This window comes from Mucilaginibacter sp. A5337, from assembly GCF_059690695.1.
The window spans coordinates 442,847-461,521 of sequence record NZ_JCAWEC010000004.1; the positions used below are offsets into that span (position 1 = coordinate 442,847).

Annotated in this window: 19 protein-coding genes; 9 read left to right on the forward strand and 10 right to left on the reverse strand. The window is 42.0% G+C overall.

The window, feature by feature from the left end:
- Positions 1-9: 9 nt before the first annotated feature.
- The 3 genes from AC59JO_RS15825 (at position 10) to AC59JO_RS15835 (ending at position 2,936) form a co-directional block, all read left to right on the forward strand.
- Complete coding sequence (locus AC59JO_RS15825; protein WP_497306390.1) at positions 10-1,104, forward strand: alkaline phosphatase family protein; 1,095 nt, start codon at positions 10-12, stop codon at positions 1,102-1,104.
- A gap of 6 nt (positions 1,105-1,110) precedes the next feature.
- Positions 1,111-1,932 (forward strand): glycerophosphodiester phosphodiesterase, encoded by an 822-nt coding sequence (locus AC59JO_RS15830; RefSeq protein WP_497306392.1) that lies wholly within the window; start codon positions 1,111-1,113, stop codon positions 1,930-1,932.
- A gap of 158 nt (positions 1,933-2,090) precedes the next feature.
- Positions 2,091-2,936 (forward strand): metallophosphoesterase family protein, encoded by an 846-nt coding sequence (locus tag AC59JO_RS15835; RefSeq protein ID WP_413669745.1) that lies wholly within the window; start codon positions 2,091-2,093, stop codon positions 2,934-2,936.
- Between the two features lie 163 nt (positions 2,937-3,099).
- On the opposite strand, the gene AC59JO_RS15840 is transcribed toward AC59JO_RS15835, so the two are convergent.
- From AC59JO_RS15840 to AC59JO_RS15860, 5 genes are all read right to left on the reverse strand, one after another.
- Complete coding sequence (locus tag AC59JO_RS15840; RefSeq protein WP_497306394.1) at positions 3,100-4,065, reverse strand: Gfo/Idh/MocA family protein; 966 nt, start codon at positions 4,063-4,065, stop codon at positions 3,100-3,102.
- Positions 4,066-4,259: 194 nt separating this feature from the next.
- Positions 4,260-5,333, reverse strand: coding sequence for a hypothetical protein (locus AC59JO_RS15845; protein WP_497306396.1), 1,074 nt, complete (start codon positions 5,331-5,333; stop codon positions 4,260-4,262).
- Positions 5,334-5,449: 116 nt separating this feature from the next.
- Positions 5,450-6,340 (reverse strand): class I SAM-dependent methyltransferase, encoded by an 891-nt coding sequence (locus AC59JO_RS15850; protein ID WP_413669742.1) that lies wholly within the window; start codon positions 6,338-6,340, stop codon positions 5,450-5,452.
- A 130-nt stretch (positions 6,341-6,470) separates the two neighbouring features.
- Complete coding sequence (locus AC59JO_RS15855; protein ID WP_413669741.1) at positions 6,471-7,223, reverse strand: ABC transporter ATP-binding protein; 753 nt, start codon at positions 7,221-7,223, stop codon at positions 6,471-6,473.
- Positions 7,220-7,951: an MlaE family ABC transporter permease gene (locus AC59JO_RS15860; RefSeq protein ID WP_413669740.1), complete on the reverse strand. Its 732-nt coding sequence runs from the start codon at positions 7,949-7,951 to the stop codon at positions 7,220-7,222. The genes AC59JO_RS15855 and AC59JO_RS15860 overlap by 4 nt, the downstream gene beginning before the upstream one ends.
- A 167-nt stretch (positions 7,952-8,118) precedes the next feature.
- On the opposite strand from AC59JO_RS15860, the gene AC59JO_RS15865 reads away from it, so the two are divergent.
- From AC59JO_RS15865 to AC59JO_RS15880, 4 genes are all read left to right on the forward strand, one after another.
- Positions 8,119-8,823: an SDR family oxidoreductase gene (locus tag AC59JO_RS15865; RefSeq protein ID WP_497306399.1), complete on the forward strand. Its 705-nt coding sequence runs from the start codon at positions 8,119-8,121 to the stop codon at positions 8,821-8,823.
- 34 nt (positions 8,824-8,857) lie between these two features.
- The gene (locus AC59JO_RS15870; protein ID WP_497306401.1) at positions 8,858-9,457 is read left to right on the forward strand and encodes a PspC domain-containing protein; all 600 of its coding nucleotides are present in this window, start codon (positions 8,858-8,860) and stop codon (positions 9,455-9,457) included.
- Between the two features lie 4 nt (positions 9,458-9,461).
- On the forward strand, positions 9,462-10,445 hold the full coding sequence (locus AC59JO_RS15875) for a toast rack family protein (RefSeq protein ID WP_497306403.1): 984 nt from the start codon (positions 9,462-9,464) through the stop codon (positions 10,443-10,445).
- A gap of 211 nt (positions 10,446-10,656) precedes the next feature.
- Entirely contained in the window at positions 10,657-11,340 is a 684-nt protein-coding gene (locus AC59JO_RS15880) for a carboxypeptidase-like regulatory domain-containing protein (RefSeq protein WP_497306405.1), read from the forward strand.
- Between the two features lie 128 nt (positions 11,341-11,468).
- Here AC59JO_RS15880 and AC59JO_RS15885 read toward each other — a convergent pair whose 3' ends face one another.
- Both AC59JO_RS15885 and AC59JO_RS15890 read right to left on the reverse strand, forming a co-directional pair.
- The gene (locus AC59JO_RS15885; RefSeq protein WP_497306407.1) at positions 11,469-12,092 is read right to left on the reverse strand and encodes an NUDIX hydrolase; all 624 of its coding nucleotides are present in this window, start codon (positions 12,090-12,092) and stop codon (positions 11,469-11,471) included.
- A 164-nt stretch (positions 12,093-12,256) separates the two neighbouring features.
- Positions 12,257-13,003: a hypothetical protein gene (locus AC59JO_RS15890; RefSeq protein WP_497306409.1), complete on the reverse strand. Its 747-nt coding sequence runs from the start codon at positions 13,001-13,003 to the stop codon at positions 12,257-12,259.
- A 130-nt stretch (positions 13,004-13,133) separates the two neighbouring features.
- On the opposite strand from AC59JO_RS15890, the gene AC59JO_RS15895 reads away from it, so the two are divergent.
- Together AC59JO_RS15895 and AC59JO_RS15900 are read left to right on the forward strand one after the other, a co-directional pair.
- Positions 13,134-14,393 (forward strand): prephenate dehydrogenase/arogenate dehydrogenase family protein, encoded by a 1,260-nt coding sequence (locus AC59JO_RS15895; protein WP_413669733.1) that lies wholly within the window; start codon positions 13,134-13,136, stop codon positions 14,391-14,393.
- 458 nt (positions 14,394-14,851) lie between these two features.
- A complete protein-coding gene (locus AC59JO_RS15900; RefSeq protein WP_497306411.1) occupies positions 14,852-15,301 on the forward strand; it encodes a hypothetical protein in 450 nt (149 codons plus the stop codon).
- Positions 15,302-15,472: 171 nt separating this feature from the next.
- Here the strand turns inward: AC59JO_RS15900 and AC59JO_RS15905 are convergent, their stop codons facing one another.
- The 3 genes from AC59JO_RS15905 to AC59JO_RS15915 form a co-directional block, all read right to left on the reverse strand.
- Positions 15,473-15,940 (reverse strand): SRPBCC family protein, encoded by a 468-nt coding sequence (locus AC59JO_RS15905; RefSeq protein WP_497306413.1) that lies wholly within the window; start codon positions 15,938-15,940, stop codon positions 15,473-15,475.
- Between the two features lie 304 nt (positions 15,941-16,244).
- Positions 16,245-17,207 (reverse strand): retron St85 family RNA-directed DNA polymerase, encoded by a 963-nt coding sequence (locus AC59JO_RS15910; protein WP_497306415.1) that lies wholly within the window; start codon positions 17,205-17,207, stop codon positions 16,245-16,247.
- A gap of 175 nt (positions 17,208-17,382) precedes the next feature.
- Positions 17,383-18,327, reverse strand: coding sequence for a retron St85 family effector protein (locus AC59JO_RS15915; protein WP_497306417.1), 945 nt, complete (start codon positions 18,325-18,327; stop codon positions 17,383-17,385).
- Positions 18,328-18,675 lie beyond the last annotated feature (348 nt).

An 18,675-nucleotide genomic window follows, 5' to 3' on the forward strand; every position in this document is an offset into this window, starting at 1 on the left:
ACAACAACTATGAAAAAAATCATCTTATTAGCATTATTCGCATTGTGTTTTTCGGCATTATCCGCCCAACACAAAACACAAAATGTAGTTATCGTTACTATCGATGGGTTACGCTGGCAGGAAGTTTTCCGCGGTGCCGATTCGGCCATCATCAACTCAAATGATACGCATGATAAAAATGAGGTGCGTAAAAATTTCTGGGTGGATGCTTCTGCAGATCGTCGTAAACTGCTGATGCCTTTTATTTGGAGTACGTTAGTTGAAAAAGGACAACTTTATGGTAACCGCGACCTGGGCAGTAAAGATGAAGTAGCCAATCCTTATCATTTTTCATACCCGGGATACAACGAAATATTTACAGGTTTTCCGGATAAGCGGATGAATACCAATGACGGGATCTATAATCCCAACATGAACGTACTTGAGTTTTTGAACAAACAAAAAGGCTTTGAAAATAAGGTAGCAGCATTTGCGTCATGGGAACGTTTTTCGCAGATCCTGAGCCCGAAGCGTGCTGGTATTTTGGTTAACGCCGGCTTTATGCCCTTAGAAGTTCCTGGCATGAATGATCGCCTGAAACATCTGAATGAACTGCAACTGGAAGCTCCCCGTTATATCAGTGATTCAACCCGGATCGACTTCCTGACATTTGAGTTTGCCAAAAACTATATGATGCAATACAAGCCACGGGCATTATATGTGTCGTTTGATGAACCGGATGATATGGCGCACGGCGGCAATTATAAATTTTACCTGGATCGTATTAAGCAGGAAGATGGATTTATTAAACAGCTTTGGGATTATATCCAATCAGAACCTGCTTATAAAAACAAAACCACGCTGATCATCACCTGCGATCATGGCAGGGGCGATGAGCCAATGAAAAGATGGCATGATCACGGATCGGATGTATTACATTCAGAGCAAACCTGGTTTGCTGCTATTGGTCCGGACACCCCGGCCTCGGGTGAAATGAAACTGGCCGAAACAACTTATCATAAGCAACTGGCTCAAACTATTGCCAATTTGCTAGGTTTTGATTTTAAAGCCGCTGCAGGCCATGAGGTAGGTGATGCCATAGGTAGTGTTACAGGTAAAAAATAAATATCGATGCGTTTTCAAATATTAGCAATTTTGGCTTTGCTGTGGCTGCTTCCCGGTGATGGATGGCAGCCCAACCCGGCACCCGTTTCGAGGCATAAGTTTATAGTCGCTGCTCACCGCGGCGATCACGTGATCTACCCCGAAAACACGCTTGAAGCGTACAGGGAAGCCATCAAAAATGAAGTGGATTATGTGGAGATCGACCTGCGTACGACAAAGGATGGCGAGCTGGTAAGCATGCATGACGGCGGTATCAACCGTATGACCGATGGCAAAGGCCAGTTGAAAGATTTTACACTTGCGGAACTATTACAGTTGAAGGTAAAAAGCAAGGATACCACAAATAAAGAGGTGTTCAGAATCCCAACCTTTAAGCAAATCCTGCAATTGTGTAAAAACCGGATAGGCATCTATCTTGATTTTAAAGCTGCCGATCCTGAACAGGCCTATCAGATGATTAAAGAATATGGCATGGAAAAGCAGATCCTGGTTTATATCAACAGTGCTTCCCAGTTTACAGGCTGGCGAAAGGTTGCTCCTAAAATGCCGCTGATGTTAAGCCTGCCGGATAGTGTTAAAAATACCGCCGGCATGAAAAGCTTTATCAATCAGTATCATCCTGATATTCTTGACGGATCTTATAACCAATACACCACTGATATGGTAGCTTTGGCCGGGGAGTGCCACATCCCGGTTTGGCCCGATATTCAAAGTGCAGGCGAAGGCCCTGCAGATTGGGACAAAGCCCTTGCAGTTGGTTTGAAAGGTTTACAAACTGATCATCCGGCTGCGTTGGTGAAATTTTTAAAGGAGAAGGGATTGAGGTAGATAAAAACATGTCATTGCGAGCGTAGCGCGGCAATCGCACTGAAGCAAAGCCACTCTGTATTGTATGCGGTTGCTTCGTTACTTGCAATGACATTTATGCCTGTTTCTTAACTTTCATTTAACACGGCGGGGCTACCTTTGCAATAAAATAATAGCCTATGACCTCGCGCCGCGAATTTTTTGGTACAGCCTTAACGGGCGTAGCCGCTTTAAGTCTTTTACCTGCCGTTAACAGTTTTGCTGCCGAAAATAACCGGTACAGCCGCGCTACCAGGGCTAAACTAAAACTAAGATTTGCTTTAGCTTCTGATATTCATTATGGTCAGCCGGGAACTGATTTTGCTTTGCATACCGGCAACATGATTAAATGGCTTAACGAGGATCATAGTAAAAATCATCTTGATTTTGCAATCGTGAACGGAGATTTGGTGCATAACCGTCCCGATCTGCTTCCGGAGATCAAGACCAAATACCTTGATAAATTAAATGTTCCTTATCATACCATCCCCGGCAACCATGACTTTGCTGATGCTACCGTTTGGAAAAATGCCTTTGGTTACGAGGATAAATACACTGTAGAATTTGGTGATATAGCTTTTGTATTAGCTCACACTGCTGATACAAAAGGCATCTATACCTGCCCCAATAATGCTTTCCTTAAAGCATCATTAGATAAATTTGCTGATAAGAAGATCGTTTTTGTTGTACTGCATATCCCGCCTACCAAATGGGTAAAGAATGATGTGTTTGTGGATTGTCCCGAAACTATCCAGTTGTTGCACGCTTATCCCAATGTAAAAGCGGTGTTTCACGGCCATGATCATTTATTGGATGGTGTACGTTATACCGATAAACTACCTCACTTTTTTGATTCACATATTGGAGGCGACTGGGGAACCGATTATAAAGGCTACCGTATTGTTGAGGTTGATGAACAGAATGCCATTTACACTTATCAGGTAAACGCCAGCCAAAACCCGGTGTTAAACTCGGCCAAGCTGTAAATAGGATTTCGGAATTTCGCGGTTTTTAGCGCAAGTGTAGTGTACCTGGCCGATGGGACGCTCAGTTGTGCTTTTTTATACTGCCTGTAGAAAGCACAAGTTAGCCCCGCTTGGGCAACCGCACAAAACTTGCGCCAGTGAGGAGATAAAAATAAGAAACAGTTTACCTTTCCGTCGGATATTTCAATCCTATCTGGGCCCTCGCCCGATCTATCATTGCTATCATTTGCCGGGATAGTTCATGCGGTAATATCGGGCTTTCGGTTTTTCCTTGTTTGATGAGCTCACAAAAATGGATGATCTCATAGATTAATCCACCGGCGGTAAATGGTTCATTCAGTTCTATCGTGCGGCCGTCAAGATAACTTATAGTTGCTTTTGCCGGGTTCCACCAGTTTTTGTGGATGGTGATGTGTCCCAGCGTACCTACAATTAATGCATCACCTTTGCCATGCATATCAAAGCCACAATAAAGTTGTGCATAACCGTTTTGGTGAAGTGTTTGGAAAATAGCAAACATATCAATTCCGGTTTCACCAAACCTGCCCATGGTTTGAATATCCTGCATGGGGCCGAGCCAGTCGAGCGCTAAAAAAGCTTCATAAATAGCAATACCCATCAGGCTGCCGCCAATAAGATCAAAGTTATAATTAGGATGATCGGGAGGACAATCAGCCACAGCCGATCCTGCACGAACATAGCCTGCCGGGCCAATCGGATCGTTAATAAGATATTCTTTCAGTTTGCCATATAATGGATAAAAAGGAGGTTTCATCCCTTCCATAAAAAGCAAGCCGGTTTGTTTGGCAACGGCAAGTACCTCATCCAACTCGGCAAGGTTTACAGTAACCGGTTTTTCGCAAAGCACATGCTTGCCTGCTTTCAGGGCTGCAATGCTGTAGGCAGCGTGGCTATCAGGCAGCGTTGCTATATAAACAGCATCGATATCACTTGCAAGTAATTCTTCAACAGTGCGGCAAGCCAGACCACCGTATTGCGCAATAAAGGCATCAACAGTTTCGGGCCTGCGCGAATAGGAAGCGATAAGTTCAACATCTTCAACGGCGTCAAATCCTTGCACAAACCTGTGCGCAATGCGTCCGCAACCAATAATGCCCCATTTTATCATTTTTGTTAAAGTCTTAAGTCGTTAGTATGAAGTTGTAAGTCTGAAGTCCTAAATCGAGAGTTCTAAGTCAAAAATTAACGTCTCAAGTATATAGCTTTAAATGCAAAAGTCCTGAGTAAATAATAGATTATTACTTACTCAGGACTTCTTACTTCGGCCTTAAGACTCTCGACTTCGAACTTAAGACTTCCGACTTATTGATACTGAATATAAATCGGGTATGGTTTGTATCTTGATAAAACTTCCTCTGGAGTTAACATGTGGTGAGGTGGTTTTTTGATATCATTTTTGTAGAACAATTTAAAGCCTGTAAACTGTACCGGCTCCTGGTTAATGAAGTAACGGTAAGTACCTGTTTTCAAATCAGGTTCGCCCCATCCGTCCATGTTCATTACCAGCTGAATTTCCGGGTGCAATTTGATACTCTTGTAATTGGTTACCATCTTTTTAGTAAAGCGGTGAACTATCAGGATCTTTGGCGGCAAGCCATTTTTCTTAACAATTTTGGTAAGATAGTCTGATACGTAGTTGATATCATCGGCATCATAAGTACCTATCTTTTTGCCCGGATGGGTTCCGTCTTTCATCGAAAACTCAGGGTCCATACCAAAATGTACCTGTGGCAATTCAAGGTATTTTTCAAGCAATGGCAATTCTGCACGGATGTTGCTTAAAGCTACCTGTACATCTAAAAATACGATGGCGTGAGCTTTTTTAGCTAATACCAATACACTGTCGATCTGTTTAAATGGCATACGGTAACGGAACTTGCCGTCTTTACCACCATCGCCCTGGGCTACAACCGCAATATAGTGCAATGCAGGTTGAACAGGGGTTTTAGGATCAGCCTTTTCCCAATGTTTTACTTCGCCTTTCAATTTGGCAAGCATTTCGTTTGGCGGCAATTCGCCCAAAATGCCCATTCTTTTTGAATATAAGTTACCATAATAAGCAACTACGCGTTTAAATGGTAAAATAGCGCCGCCAATAGGGTAAGGCGTATTTTTAACAGGCCATCTGCCGGTAGTATCGCCGTGCGCGTTGAATTTCATCAACGAATCGTACAGTTTTTTATCAATAGGAGGGTAGGTGGATTTTTTAACGCTCAAGGTATCTGCTGTTTCGGCCTGGGCCGAATCACCTTTAACTGCAGCGGCGGTTTTTTTACCGTCGGTTTTGGCATTGCTGCCGTTTTCTGAGCAGCTGTTTAAAAGCAAAGCTGCAGATGCTACAAATGTAGCGGATAGTACAAGCGTTTTTAATTTCATTGTTTTAACGTTCAATATAATGCAGGTGTATGTAAGGCGTGTTTAATTTAATCCCCAGCCACTTATAAAGCGGCAATTGTGTTGGTTCGGTTGGCGCCAAAGATAGATATTGGAAATTAATTACTTTTAATTTTATGAAACTTTCCAAAAACCCCCAAAGGTAGTTTTGGCCCGGCTGTGGCCTGCAGATAAAGCTCGCCAATTTCGAGGTTTTGCACCTGCGGGAATGAGCTTTTAATGAGGTTTTCAACTATAACCGATGAGAAGCCAAGCGAGTAAGTGTTCAGGATCAGGAAGTGCTCTTCAGGATCGAGTAGTTGGGTTACATCACGCATCATTTCGGTGATATTATCTTCCAGTTTCCATTTTTCGCCGTTAGGGCCATTGCCGTAAGCCGGTGGATCGAGAATGATGCCGTTATATTTTTTACCGCGTTTCAATTCGCGTTTTACAAATTTCAAAGCATCTTCAACTACCCAGCGGATGTCTTTAAGGCCTGAAATCTCCTGGTTTTCATTGGCCCAGGTAACTACTTGTTTTATCGAATCAACGTGGGTTGTATCGGCACCGGCCGCCCGCGCAATGAGTGAAGCACCGCCGGTATAGGCAAACAGGTTAAGTACTTTGGGTTCGGGTGTTTTAAAGCGTTTTACATTTTGGCTGATATAATCCCAGTTTACGGCTTGCTCGGGAAAGATGCCAACATGTTTAAACGAGGTAAGTCCCAGCCTGAATTTAATGGCCGCTTCCTTGTTTTTATATTCGATATGCCAGCGGTCGGGAGTTTTCGGATCTTTTTTTAACCATTCGCCCGTAGTTGCGGAGCGGCCCTTAAATTTAATATGGTGTAAGCGCTGCCACTCAGAAGCAGGCAATGTTTTGTTCCAAACCGCCTGTGGTTCCGGCCGGATAAGTATGGTGTTCCCAAAGCGTTCCAGTTTTTCAAAATCGCCGCAATCAATCAGCTCGTAATCTTTCCAGTGCGTTGGGGTAAGTAGTTGGATCATTCTTATTCAGTTTGCAGTATGCTGTTGGCAGTTTGCACGCCCCAGTCAATAAATTGGTTGCAAATATAGTTATTATAAATACATGCAGATAACTCTGCACATACTGCCTACTGCCACTGAAAACTGCCAACTATAAGGAAGCCTTCGCTGCCCTCATAAACGGACTTGCAAATACAAAGTCGTTAAGCTCCTTGTTATCAGTCTTAGCTATTTCTTTGTTTGATCCTTCCCACCATTTTTTGCCCTGATAAAGGAAAATGATATGATCGCCGATCCCCATTACCGAGTTCATATCGTGGGTTACCACTACGGTTGTAATACTGTATTCTTGTGTAAGTTCAGAAATGAGTTCATCTATCAGGATAGACGTTAGTGGGTCCAGCCCGGAGTTTGGCTCATCAACAAATAAGTATTTTGGTTGCATCGAAATAGCACGGGCAATACCAACACGCTTTTTCATACCGCCCGATAGTTCGGAGGGGTATAGTTTATTTTTACCGGCAAGGTTTACCCTTTCGAGGCAAAAGTTAGCGCGGTCAAGCTTTTCGCTTTTCGATTGATCTGTAAACAGGTTGAGCGGAAACATGATATTTTGCTCGACTGTCATGGAATCAAACAGGGCGGAGTTTTGAAACAGCATGCCGATCTGCGTACGGATAGGTACACGCTGTTCAAAATTCATGTTGGTAAAATTTTCACCATCAAAAATCACATCGCCTTTAGTAGGTTCATGCAGGCCCACTATACATTTAAGTAAAGTAGTTTTACCAGATCCCGACCCCCCAATGATCAGGTTGTTTTTTCCGGCCTGGAAGGTTGCGGTTATCCCTTTCAAAACTTCGTTTTCACCGAAGGTTTTATATACGTCTTGTATTTCGATCATAGTAACAGGCGTGAAATGATAAGGTCGCAAAAAAGGATCATGATACAGCTCCACACAACCCCGCGTGTTGCTGACTGGCCAACCTCAAGTGATCCGCCATTAACATAAAAACCCTGGTATGAGCATATGGATGTAATTACAAAGCCAAAGGATATAGCTTTAACGGCGCAAACCGTTGCAATAATCGGGTTAAATCCATCGGTAAGCCCCCTGAGGTAATCAGTGGTTGATACATCATTTGATGCCCAGCAGGCAATGTAGCCACCGGTTAATCCCAACCCAACCGATACAATAACAAGTAACGGGATCATGGTAACACCCGCAATAATTTTTGGCGAGATCAAATAGCCGGGTGCATTTACGCCCATGATCTCCAGGGCATCTATCTGCTCGGTAACACGCATAGTACCAATTTGTGATGCCATGGCAGAGCCGACACGGCCGGCTAATACCAGAGCAGATATGGTTGGACTAAACTCCAATATGGTTGAATCACGGGTGATACCGCCTACCACTGTTTTCGGGATAAAATCGCTGATAAGCTGGAAAGCAGTTTGAATGGTAGCTACCGCGCCAATAAAAAGCGAAATAATAGCAACAATGCCTAAAGAGCCAATACCCACCGAAACCATCTCACGCATGATCTCGGCCCAGTATACACTGAATTTTTCGGGTTTCCTGAAACTTAAACGCAGTAAGAGTATATATTTTCCTAAGCTATGAAACATGCAGATGTATAAAAAATCGGTTAAAAATACGCTTTTTACCTTTAAGCCTAAATGGTCAGGTGTTAAAACAAGTCATTTAAATTCAATTTTATAAGCGGTTCAATTATTATGCTTACGTAAATTGCGGCCATAAAGCTTCACTAACTATAAAAATTAATTTAAACAATATGAAAAACGTACTCATAACCGGTTCAACTAAAGGCATGGGCCGCTCAATTGCAATTGCTTTTGCTAATGAAGGATTAAACGTGGCAATTTGTTCGCGGAATGAGCAGGAATTATTAAACTTTAAAGATGAACTGGAACAAGTTGATGCCGGAGTAAAGGTTTTTGCTATGAAAGCCGATGGCAGCAATAAAGCCGAACTACTGAAGTTTGCAGCCGCCGCCGAGGCTGAATTGGGTTTTATAGATATTGTAGTAAATAATTTAGGGACGTTTATCCCTTCAAGTATATTGGATGATAAAGAAGATACCCTCCAGATACAAATGAATACCAACCTGATGCCGGCCTATGAGTTGTACCGCTATTTCGGCAGAACCATGGCAAATGCACGCAAAGGCCACTTCTTTAATATATGTTCGGTAGCATCATTAAATCCTATACCACAAGCCGGTAGTTATAGTGTAACAAAGTACGCGCTGTTAGGTCTAACAAAAGTAATGAGGCTCGAGATGCAGGAGCATGGTGTAAAAGTTACCGCCGTAATACCCGGATCGACGTTAACGGATTCGTGGAAAGATGCAGTAGTTGACAAAAATACCATGGTGCTGCCCGAAGACATAGCATCGGCAATCATCAATATTTACATGATGAGCACCGGCGCCAATGTCGACGAAATCATCATCAAACCTGCACCGGGCCAGTTATAACAAATCAACTTTAAAACATAAACTAATATAAATTATGGAAAAGAAACTTCATCGCGATGAGCACCGAAAGGTAATAGGCGGTGTTTGCGCGGGCCTTGCCGAGCATTTCGGCACGGACGTGGCAGTTATCAGGGCGATATTTTTGGTAACCCTTATTTTGAAAGGCTTTAGCTTACCTATATATATTGTATTGTGGATAGTGCTACCTAAAAAAGGTTATAACTTTAATCCCGGCGTCGACTACAGGGTGCCACCACAGGATAACCCGTTTACCAGTGGGCAGCAATCGGGCTCATTTTATGATCCTAAGTTTGGCAGTCAGCCTTTTAATCCGCCTCCATTTGTGCATCCGCCTAAAAAGCAGGCTTCAACCGTTGGGTTGATATTTGGTGTAGCCATGATCCTTTTAGGTTCGGTATTCCTGCTTAACGAGCTTGACCTGATGCCCGACTGGGATTTTGAAAACCTTTGGCCGATAATGCTGGTGGGTGCAGGTATTGCGCTTATAGTTTCGGGGGTGAAGAAACAGCCATGGGAAAAACAAAACTGGCATGCCAACGAGGTAACAGATGCTCCGGAAGCAGAACCAACTAAAGACGAAACAGAAACTAAAGATACACCTCCAACTATATAAAATCATGAGAAGCGATAAACTTGTTCCGGGCGCGATCCTGGTGTTGTTGGGAGTGGTATTCCTGCTGGATAACTTCCACGTAATAAATTTTGACTGGATGAACATCCTGTACCTGTGGCCTATATTTTTAATTATGGGTGGTATCAGCCTGGTGTTTGCCGGCAACCGCTCGCCGTTGGCTACTATCCTGAAACTTGCTGTTGTAATAGGCTGTTTTGCACTGCTGGTATTTGGCAACTTTGGTAAACGTTATCATTTTTGGCCAAACGCCTGGACTTTTCACAGCGATGATTATAATAATGACGATGATGATGACAGCGATACTACCAATACAGATCAGGGTGTTGTTAAAATAGGCGGCGATAAAACTTTTAAGGAAACCTATTCTGCCGATATTAAACATGCACGGCTTAACATCACAGGAGGGGCTACTGTATACAATTTAAGCGACACCACTGCCGATCTGTTCAACGCAACAACGCAAGAATTATATGGAAAATATACCCTTAACCACAGAAAAGAGGATTCCATATATGTACTCAACCTCGATTTGAAGAATAATAAAGACTTTCATTTTGACTCAGACGACCGTAAAAACAACAGAGCCGACATCAAATTAAACTCAAATCCGGTGTGGGATATTGACGCTACAGCAGGTGCTGCACATTTAAATTTTGATCTTTCGAAATTCAAAATAAAAAGCCTATCTTTAAGCGGCGGAGCAGCGTCATTTGATGTGAAGCTTGGAGTGCCAGTTGGAAACACAAATGTGGAGGTTGCAGCCGCTGCTTCCAGAATTGTTATAAATGTTCCGAAAGGCATTGCATGTCGTATCACTTCTAATACAGGTCTGTCATCAAGTGAGTTTGACGGCTTTAGTAAGAAGAGCGATAACGACTACGAAACCGACGGCTTTGATGCCGCTAAGAACAGGATTCTGATCCATATGAGTGGTGGGATTTCTCATTTCGAAGTAAACCGATATTAACCTAAATCCTGAGTAAAAAGATACCGGGACATAATACAACAATAATGAATTGCCATCCGCTCCATCAATTTGATGGGGCGTTTTTTTTTGCACCATATTGAAGGGGCGATTCAGGTTTTTGTCATTTAAGATGGATGAGAGGCGAAAAAGTGTTAAATTGAAAACCATTGGAACAAAAAATAAGTTTAATTTACAGCACAAATAATCTACTATGAAATACCAATACCTTATATTATCTGCATTACTATTTTTAGCCTGTACTGTAAACGCCCAGACCACTGTAAAAGGCATTGTTGTTGAATCGGGTAAAAACAATAAGCTGGGCGATGTTTTTGTGCGCGACAATCAAAACAGGCAGATGACGCTTACCGATAGTAAGGGTAATTTTAGTATACGCACCGAAACTGGACATACACTCGTTTTCAGCTCTCCGGGATATGTATCAGATACCTTATACGTTACCGATTTTACTAATAAAAAAATAGAGCTGGTTGCCCAGACCATCGCGTTAAGGCAGGTTAACATCAGCGCCAAACGCGAAACATTTGATGCGCATAAAGAATATCCTGAAGTATACACTCGTGCTAAAGTTTATCCGCTTTCACCTACTTCATGGTTTAGCAAGGAAGCTAAAGACGCCCGCAGGTTGAAAAAATACTTTAAGCACGAGGAAGAAGAACGCCATGTTGATGAAGTGTTTACCATGAACTACGTACAAAGCATTATCCCGCTACGCGGCCAGGAGTTAGAGAATTTCATGACCCTTTACAGGCCATCATACGCGTTCATCAAAAACAACAACGGCCCGTCGCTGGCGGTTTATATCAACGATTCGTATAAAAAATACCAGGCGCTACCTGCTGATAAACGTACCTTGCCTGATTTGAAAGAATAGGTTTGGTTAGGCTAAAAATTTAGAAGCGTCATTGCGAGGTACGAAGCAATCCCCGACATACAGAGCCTCTTCTGCATGGTTCGCGATTGCTTCGTATCTCGCAATGACGTTTTTTATTTATTGCTTTATCAATCAGCCCAAACGCTGATATCGTTATCGATAATCTTTTGATAAAGCAGTTCTATCTGGCTTTTCAGGATCCGGTGTTCTGATAGTGGGGGCAGGTTATCGATATCAAAATACTGCACATCCAATACGTCGAAGCCTTTATTGATCTCTGTAGTAATAGCCTTGCAATAGAAAACCATTTTATACACATAAAATGGCTGTGGCGGATGTGGATGCATTTTTTTATCAAATACAGCCAGCAGCCTGTCGGCAGTTACCTGCAAACCGGTTTCCTCCCAAAATTCTTTAATAATCGTTTCTTTAGGCGTGTAGCCAATATCGCCCCAGCCACCCGGTAGCGACCATTTACCATCGCCGCTTTCGCGGGCCAACAGGATCTTGTTATCCGGAGAAAGCAGGATGCCTCGTAAATCGACCTTAGCAGTAGGGTAGTCAGTTGCCTGTGGAAATAGCAGGTTGATGGTTTCTGCACCATAGCCACTTACCTCATCAAACATTTTGGTGCTCAGTTGCTGTAGTTCCTGGTAGCGTTCAATATCATATTCATTTTTGGCATACAGCAGGCCGGTATCGGCAACAGAACGTAGTTGGGTTATAAGGGCAAGGAGGTTAGTGTTGGGCATAGTTAGTGTTAATATTCTGTCATGCTGAACATAGTGAAGCATCTTCTTCGCCCTGTATGTAAATTATGCAAGGTGAAGAAGATCTTTCGATGACAAATAAAATCAATAAATGTTCAGTTACTGATAAAAAATCCGAAATCGAAAATCCCAATTCCGAAATCAACTTATCCTCTGCCTAACAACTCGTCAAGCTTATTGCGTTCGGTTTGGAGTTCGCGGGCAAGTTTCTTTTCTTTTTCGTTGGCCTTGGCTTTGTAGGTTTTGTATTCCTCGTCAAGCTCTTCGTAAAGTTTGATGCGATATTTGGCTTCGCGGCTGTGTGCGCCTGAGCGGGCTATCACAATAACAGCAACCACACCAAAAACAATAACCAGTCCCCACATTACCAGGTTGTAGGTTGCTTTAGTGAATGGGATACCCAGCAGGCTGATCTCATCGCGCTTGGCGTTTGATTCATTTAATGCCTGTTCCTTATTCGTGGCGTCCGATTTAAGATTTTCAACATTTTTACCCTGTTCGGCAAGGCTGGCTTTTGCTTCTTTAAGCTGGCGGCGCTCGGTATTGAGGGTATCTTTCATGTTTTTCCACAAAGCGGCAACCAGCGGTTGCTGATAGTGGTATAATTTGCTGAGCAGGTATTGGTACTGACCGTTCAGGCTTTTATCTTTTTGGAGGGCCGAATCGGCGGCGGTTGCCCTTGGTTGAGCATAAACAGGCTTGGCAGGTTGCGGAGGCGTTACTGCCGGGTTTTTAAGCGCTGCCGGGCTTGATTTTACAATGGGCGGAATAGCATTAGGTTTCAGGGTAGCGGGTTTCTTTTTAGTGGTAGTGTCCTGGGCAAAGGTTGCCGTAACACTGGCCGTTATCATCGCTATTAAAACCGTTATCGTAAGTAGTAAATGCTTGTTCATCAAGTGTAAAATTAGGTATATGCTATTAACAAAACAGGATAAATTCAGTTTTTATTATATACGTCCTGCGATTTTGAGGCTAAAATAAGCTTTCGTACGTAATTAACCTACTCATAGTTATATTAGCGCCATGAATATAGGGATTATTGGTTTGGGCGATATGGGCCGCCTGTACGCAAAGGCTTTCGCAAAAGCGGGTTATACCGTTTCGGGTTGCGACCTGCCCGCCAACCGCGAAAAACTGGAAGAAGAACTGACACCCTTCGGCATTACGGTGATGGATCATGGCAGCGATGTTGCCCGCATCAACGACCTGATCATTTATTCGGTTGAGGCCGAAAGTATGGAGCGCGTGGTGGCCGAATTTGGCCCTTCAACCAAATATGGCGCTATTGTGGCGGGGCAAACTTCGGTTAAACACCCCGAGATTGCCACCTTTGAAAAGCACCTGCCTGCCGATGCCCAGATAGTTACCTTTCATGGTATGCACGGCCCCGGTTTTGAACCTGCCGGGCAAACCCTTATCCTGATCCCGCACCGCTCAACACCTGATGCTTACCAGCGGATGTATGATTTGTTTACCGCCATTGGCAGCAACATAGTCGAGATTTCGGATTACCATGAGCACGACCGTATTGTGGCCGACACGCAGGCTGTAACCCACGTAGGGTTTGAGAGCATGGGCACGGCCTGGAAATCTGCCGGCTTTTTCCCCTGGGAAAATGCTTCATACATTGGCGGTATCGATAATGTAAAAATCCTGACCACCCTTCGCATATTTAGCTACAAGGCCCACGTTTATGCCGGGTTGGCTATCCTTAACCCTTACGCCCGCCAGCAGGTGAAGCGCTATGCCGAATCCGAATCGGAGCTGTTTAAGCTGATGATCAAGGAGGAGGCCGAGGCATTTAAGCAGCGCCTGTACCGCGCACGCGACTTTGTGTTTCACGAAAGCCGCAAACCCATTATGCTTAACGATACCGTAATGAAGGAGTTTTCACTCTCCCAACATGCCGATCATCAAAAGCCAAACTCGCACCTTAGTATTTTAAGTATGGTTGATGCCTGGTACCACCTTGGTGTTAACCCCTATGATAACCTCATTTGCCAAACTCCGCCTTTCCGCCTGCGTTTGGGCATTGCCGAATATCTTTTCAAAAACGAGGAGTTATTGGAAGAATCATTGGAAACAGCCCTGTATGATAAAACCATCCGCGGCGACGATCTGGAGTTTCACTCGGCGGTGAGGGAATGGTCGTCAATTATTGGGTATGGTGATATGGAAGGCTATAAAAAACATTTTAATGATACCCAAGCATTCTTTAGTCACCGGCTTGAAGAGGGCAAAGCTCAAAGCGCCGAGCTGATCCGCAGGTTGATGATGGAGTAATTTTGATTTGGGAATTCGGATGTTGGATTTCGGATTTAGGCCTGATTAGCAGGTGTTCAACTTTTTAAAGTGTGAACACTTGTTGTTTTTTGTAATTTGATTGCTGTTGATAATCAGATGGTTATAAAATTGGAAAAATCGCTTATTTGCTGATTTGAACAGCTTAGTATTGATAATCAATGGGTTGTAATTTTGTCTCGTAAAATGTTGAACACCCCGTTTTTTAAAAATTGAACACTGACAGGAGGGTGTCAGTAAATAGCCATTGAGGTAAAGCGGGTTAAGCTGAAAGCTTAACTTATTTTAGGACGATTTACGCTATCGCTAAACTTCGACCAGCATGTGTCATTAAGCAACCTGTTACTATGCTAAAATACTTTCACTGGCATGCAACTATCATTTAAGCGGTACGTCTTTTTCAAGAGATAAATAATGTTGAACCTTAATCAAATCTAAAGATGGCACAAAAATTAGTAAGGGGATTGACCCCAAACAGACTTGTATTAACATTTGCAATCGTGATTGCGGTATTGCTTACTCCTTTTGGCGAGAGGGCGAATGCTGCCGGCAATAGTAAACATCTGTATGTAACACTAAACAGCAAAGGGACAGAGCAGCAAATTTATTATTTTTTAAATGGAGAACAGTTCGAGATAAGCACATTAGACCAACGGAAGGTAATTCTGCGGGGTCTTTATGTATTAAACCGAAAACAAGCGAAACGATTTTGCAAGGTGAAAATGGGGAAGAAAGATCAAGCAGTTTTTATAACAACAGAAGGGTCGGCTGAAGGGCTTACGCTGGAAAAAGAATTTGAAAAGATGAAGTTGCAGAATGTGACAAGGGCTGTTAACAGGATTAACGAAGGGCTCAAGGAACATGAAGAGGACGCAGCTCTCTATGATTAAATAATTAAAACGCCAGGCTGAAAAGCCAGGCGTTTTAATTTGGCGCTATTATCCGGATGTTTTACCTATTCCGGTACACGCTTGTTGCTCTCCTTTTAATTGTTTTGGATGAAAAGTTTAGCATCTTCTATTTAGTCCGGATAGACATGGTAGGTAGTATCAAATTACGCATTATTGCGCCGCTGACATTGTTTTGCTTGTCATAGTTGTATTTATCCAGTTTAATAGGCGCTCCTGGATATATTGTGTCCATGCCGGTGCGCAGGAGTTATAACATTCAAATTGTGGCACCAGGCCAACATGCGTAAATACAATTTTTGTTGCGCCGCCCTCTGCCAAAATTTCAAAGCAAAGCTTTGTGCCGGTCCATTCGCTTTGGTTTTGCGTAAAGGTTAGCTTGCTGTCTGTAATCAGCCAGGCTATTTTTTTGGCGGGCACCAGTTCAACAAGTTTTTGTTTGGTGTAGTGCGCCCCATCTCCGGCAAAGAATGAAAATTCGTCGCCAAGTTTATCCGATTCGCCTTCAAATGTTTCTGAGTACAATCCCGACCACCATCCGCGCACATTCTTGATAGCATCAAAAACTTCTTCAGGGCTTTGGTTTACCAGTAAGGTTGTTGTGAAATTTGTAGTTGTCATCTTTTTGATTTTTTAATTGAATAATTGCTTATTAATAAGCACTGTTAAAATAGGTAACTTGCAAGTTACATAAAAGTATAAGTAACTTTTGAGTTACGCAATTTTTTCTGAAAGTTTTTTATTGCCTCATTTTGAGGGGGGATGTGTGTCGTGTGGTTTATCGACTATGAGCAGTTAATTTGGCTGGAAGCTTAATCTATCTTAGGTTGAAGTTAGATTGTTGCTAAACCTCGATCAGTGAAGGGATTATACATTAAAATGCCTTAGATAAGCTCGTTTTGTCACCTGGTATTATTTTTATAGGCTACTTCCAATTGATTTGACCAACTAAAGTGTTAGGGTTTTTGACCTTCATGGAGTCAATGTATTTCTTTATCTTATTTAGCCTTTTAATATCAACACTATTTAAATAAGCTAACCAACCATGAACTTCACTTAATAGTTTAATATTTTTTTGTTCTGCGGGATTTGTCAATTTATGGATTTTAGCTCGCAGAATTTTATATTTTTCACTGCCAATGCCGACACTATCATTTTGCACTATCAAGCCAGTGACAACTTTAGCTTTCTTAGGACCTGAGAGCCTGGTTTTGGAATTATTTAACGCAAAACTTTCATCCTTTACAATGCTTTTGATAAAAGGAAGGGTACAAGCTAATTTTGATGGATTCGAACCGGAAAAAGTTAAATCATCAGCATAATGCGTATAATTAATTCCTTGTTTTCCGACGTAACCTTGAAGCCTGGCATCTAATCTCCATACTGATAGATTTGCCAGTTTTGGAGAACACGGGCCACCTTGGGGTAACCTTCCTTCGTAAGTGCATATATTTGAACACATGGTCGCAATCAAATTATTATAACCGACTGCTTTGAAAATGCTAAAGACTTGACGCTTGCAAACGGAATGAAAGAAATCCTCGATATCTATAGTTAAAATTGCTGAGGCTCCAATGTGAGCTCGGGCATTGTGGAATGTTGATTCTCCTTTTTCAAACCCTTTACATGAAGAAGACGTGCTTAATTTATTTAATATATTAACTAATATCCATGATTGTAAAGCCTTTAATCTACGACCTGGTTGACTTATAGACCGTACACCCCCAGATTTTTTTGGAATTGTGTACGTCTTATAGTGTTTCTCGGCGTGCATTGAAAGCTGAAAAATGATTGATTGGGAGAGACGAGTGATTACAGAAAAATCTTCAATTGATTCAATAACGGGTAGACCAAGTAGTTTTAGCCTGACAGTATCAGATGTACTCATGAAACAAAAAATGAGGGTAAGCGGTTTTTACTCATAATTTTGGACGGAAGTATGAAGCGGTTGCGAGGAATCGAGTAATCGCTTCATAATTTTGGAAGATAAACTTAAGTTTAACTCTTGGATGCCGAAACAGCATCACTACTTAGCATGCAACGCAAGCTAAATGTCTAAAAACTTATGTTACCCTCATTTTTTTGCTCCTGTACTTCAAATTTAGTATTTCTAATCTTAAATCATCAATTGCTTTGGTTTTATTGGTAATTTTGGTTCCTTTTCTGCTCCTATAGCTTAAGAAGGATGCAACCCCGGCATCTGTGAGCGAAAATCCCTCAGTGCTGGATTGAACCCACCTTTTTTTTACTAAAATACTTAAAGCTGTTTCAGTGATACTTGAAGCATGTGGCTCATCGTCTGTAACAATTGCTGTAAGATAGGTGAGAGATTTCTTCCCAACAGGTTCTAACAAATATATGACTGGAAGCAAAAAACGGTCGACACCAAGTAATGTGAGTTTTTTTCCTGTTTTGACAGCACCTTTCTTTACGTTTCTAATAGAAGCAACAACTTTATCTAATTCAGGATTCCTGGTAAAAGATTTGAACCCTATAGGTAGTTTAAGGGACTCATCAAGTAGTGTAGGGTTAATATGTACAATAGCCTTATTGTTGGCTCTTTTAATCAATTTTACTGGCCCTTGATTTATGAAGCTTTTATCCCGCTCATATTTTTTATCTAAGACGCAGACCATTTTGTTACGTAGTTTTTCATTATTGGCAAATGCGCCCAATTCTGCAATTGACCCTGCACTTTCTGGAATAACAACAACAACATCTACGCTGTCTGCTAAAAGATTCTCGAGTGAAAGCAGGTCATCAGAGGATGATTTATACAACAATGCTTCAAAAATGTCTTCAGGATAGATTATTTCATAATCACCGGCATACATGAAGGCATTGTTCAAAATATAAGAAATTTTATACCTTATACTGCTCCGGTCAGCAACGTCTTTCCCGCAAAGGAAAATGGTGGTCTTGTAACTTCGGTCGGGTTCGAAAATGTCCTTCATAACCTTATCGGCTATAATTTTAGATTCAGTTAATGACAGTTCATTCTTATGCATTGATAATTCAACTGTGGGATTGAAAGCTTAATATAGAATATATAATTTAACTTAAAAAATTGGACTTCATTAATTTTCGAAAATAGTTAGGAAAATATTAGTGCTTAAGGTTTTAATATTTGCCCGCGCTACTGTGAGCCTTCCGGTTTGTGGCTTGTATGCAACGTCTGCTCTGAATTTAGGCAATCGTTTACAGTTGACACAATGCGCTCAATTATAGCGGCAATTTATTTACCTCAAGCAATCCTCTCTAATCCTAATTTTTCATCCATTCCTGCCTATAATACCTTATATTAGTATAGGTTTTCACAACCAGCCAATTGTATTCCGGTTTCTCATTTAAAAAAA

Excerpts from the sequence above, each read along its gene's own strand:
- AC59JO_RS15825 (WP_497306390.1), top strand. The coding sequence starts at position 10 with ATGAAAAAAATCATCTTATTAGCATTATTCGCATTGTGTTTTTCGGCA.
- AC59JO_RS15830 (WP_497306392.1), top strand. The coding sequence starts at position 1,111 with ATGCGTTTTCAAATATTAGCAATTTTGGCTTTGCTGTGGCTGCTTCCC.
- AC59JO_RS15835 (WP_413669745.1), top strand. The coding sequence starts at position 2,091 with ATGACCTCGCGCCGCGAATTTTTTGGTACAGCCTTAACGGGCGTAGCC.
- AC59JO_RS15840 (WP_497306394.1), bottom strand. The coding sequence starts at position 4,065 with ATGATAAAATGGGGCATTATTGGTTGCGGACGCATTGCGCACAGGTTT.
- AC59JO_RS15845 (WP_497306396.1), bottom strand. The coding sequence starts at position 5,333 with ATGAAATTAAAAACGCTTGTACTATCCGCTACATTTGTAGCATCTGCA.
- AC59JO_RS15850 (WP_413669742.1), bottom strand. The coding sequence starts at position 6,340 with ATGATCCAACTACTTACCCCAACGCACTGGAAAGATTACGAGCTGATT.
- AC59JO_RS15855 (WP_413669741.1), bottom strand. The coding sequence starts at position 7,223 with ATGATCGAAATACAAGACGTATATAAAACCTTCGGTGAAAACGAAGTT.
- AC59JO_RS15860 (WP_413669740.1), bottom strand. The coding sequence starts at position 7,951 with ATGTTTCATAGCTTAGGAAAATATATACTCTTACTGCGTTTAAGTTTC.
- AC59JO_RS15865 (WP_497306399.1), top strand. The coding sequence starts at position 8,119 with ATGAAAAACGTACTCATAACCGGTTCAACTAAAGGCATGGGCCGCTCA.
- AC59JO_RS15870 (WP_497306401.1), top strand. The coding sequence starts at position 8,858 with ATGGAAAAGAAACTTCATCGCGATGAGCACCGAAAGGTAATAGGCGGT.
- AC59JO_RS15875 (WP_497306403.1), top strand. The coding sequence starts at position 9,462 with ATGAGAAGCGATAAACTTGTTCCGGGCGCGATCCTGGTGTTGTTGGGA.
- AC59JO_RS15880 (WP_497306405.1), top strand. The coding sequence starts at position 10,657 with ATGAAATACCAATACCTTATATTATCTGCATTACTATTTTTAGCCTGT.
- AC59JO_RS15885 (WP_497306407.1), bottom strand. The coding sequence starts at position 12,092 with ATGCCCAACACTAACCTCCTTGCCCTTATAACCCAACTACGTTCTGTT.
- AC59JO_RS15890 (WP_497306409.1), bottom strand. The coding sequence starts at position 13,003 with ATGAACAAGCATTTACTACTTACGATAACGGTTTTAATAGCGATGATA.
- AC59JO_RS15895 (WP_413669733.1), top strand. The coding sequence starts at position 13,134 with ATGAATATAGGGATTATTGGTTTGGGCGATATGGGCCGCCTGTACGCA.
- AC59JO_RS15900 (WP_497306411.1), top strand. The coding sequence starts at position 14,852 with ATGGCACAAAAATTAGTAAGGGGATTGACCCCAAACAGACTTGTATTA.
- AC59JO_RS15905 (WP_497306413.1), bottom strand. The coding sequence starts at position 15,940 with ATGACAACTACAAATTTCACAACAACCTTACTGGTAAACCAAAGCCCT.
- AC59JO_RS15910 (WP_497306415.1), bottom strand. The coding sequence starts at position 17,207 with ATGAGTACATCTGATACTGTCAGGCTAAAACTACTTGGTCTACCCGTT.
- AC59JO_RS15915 (WP_497306417.1), bottom strand. The coding sequence starts at position 18,327 with ATGCATAAGAATGAACTGTCATTAACTGAATCTAAAATTATAGCCGAT.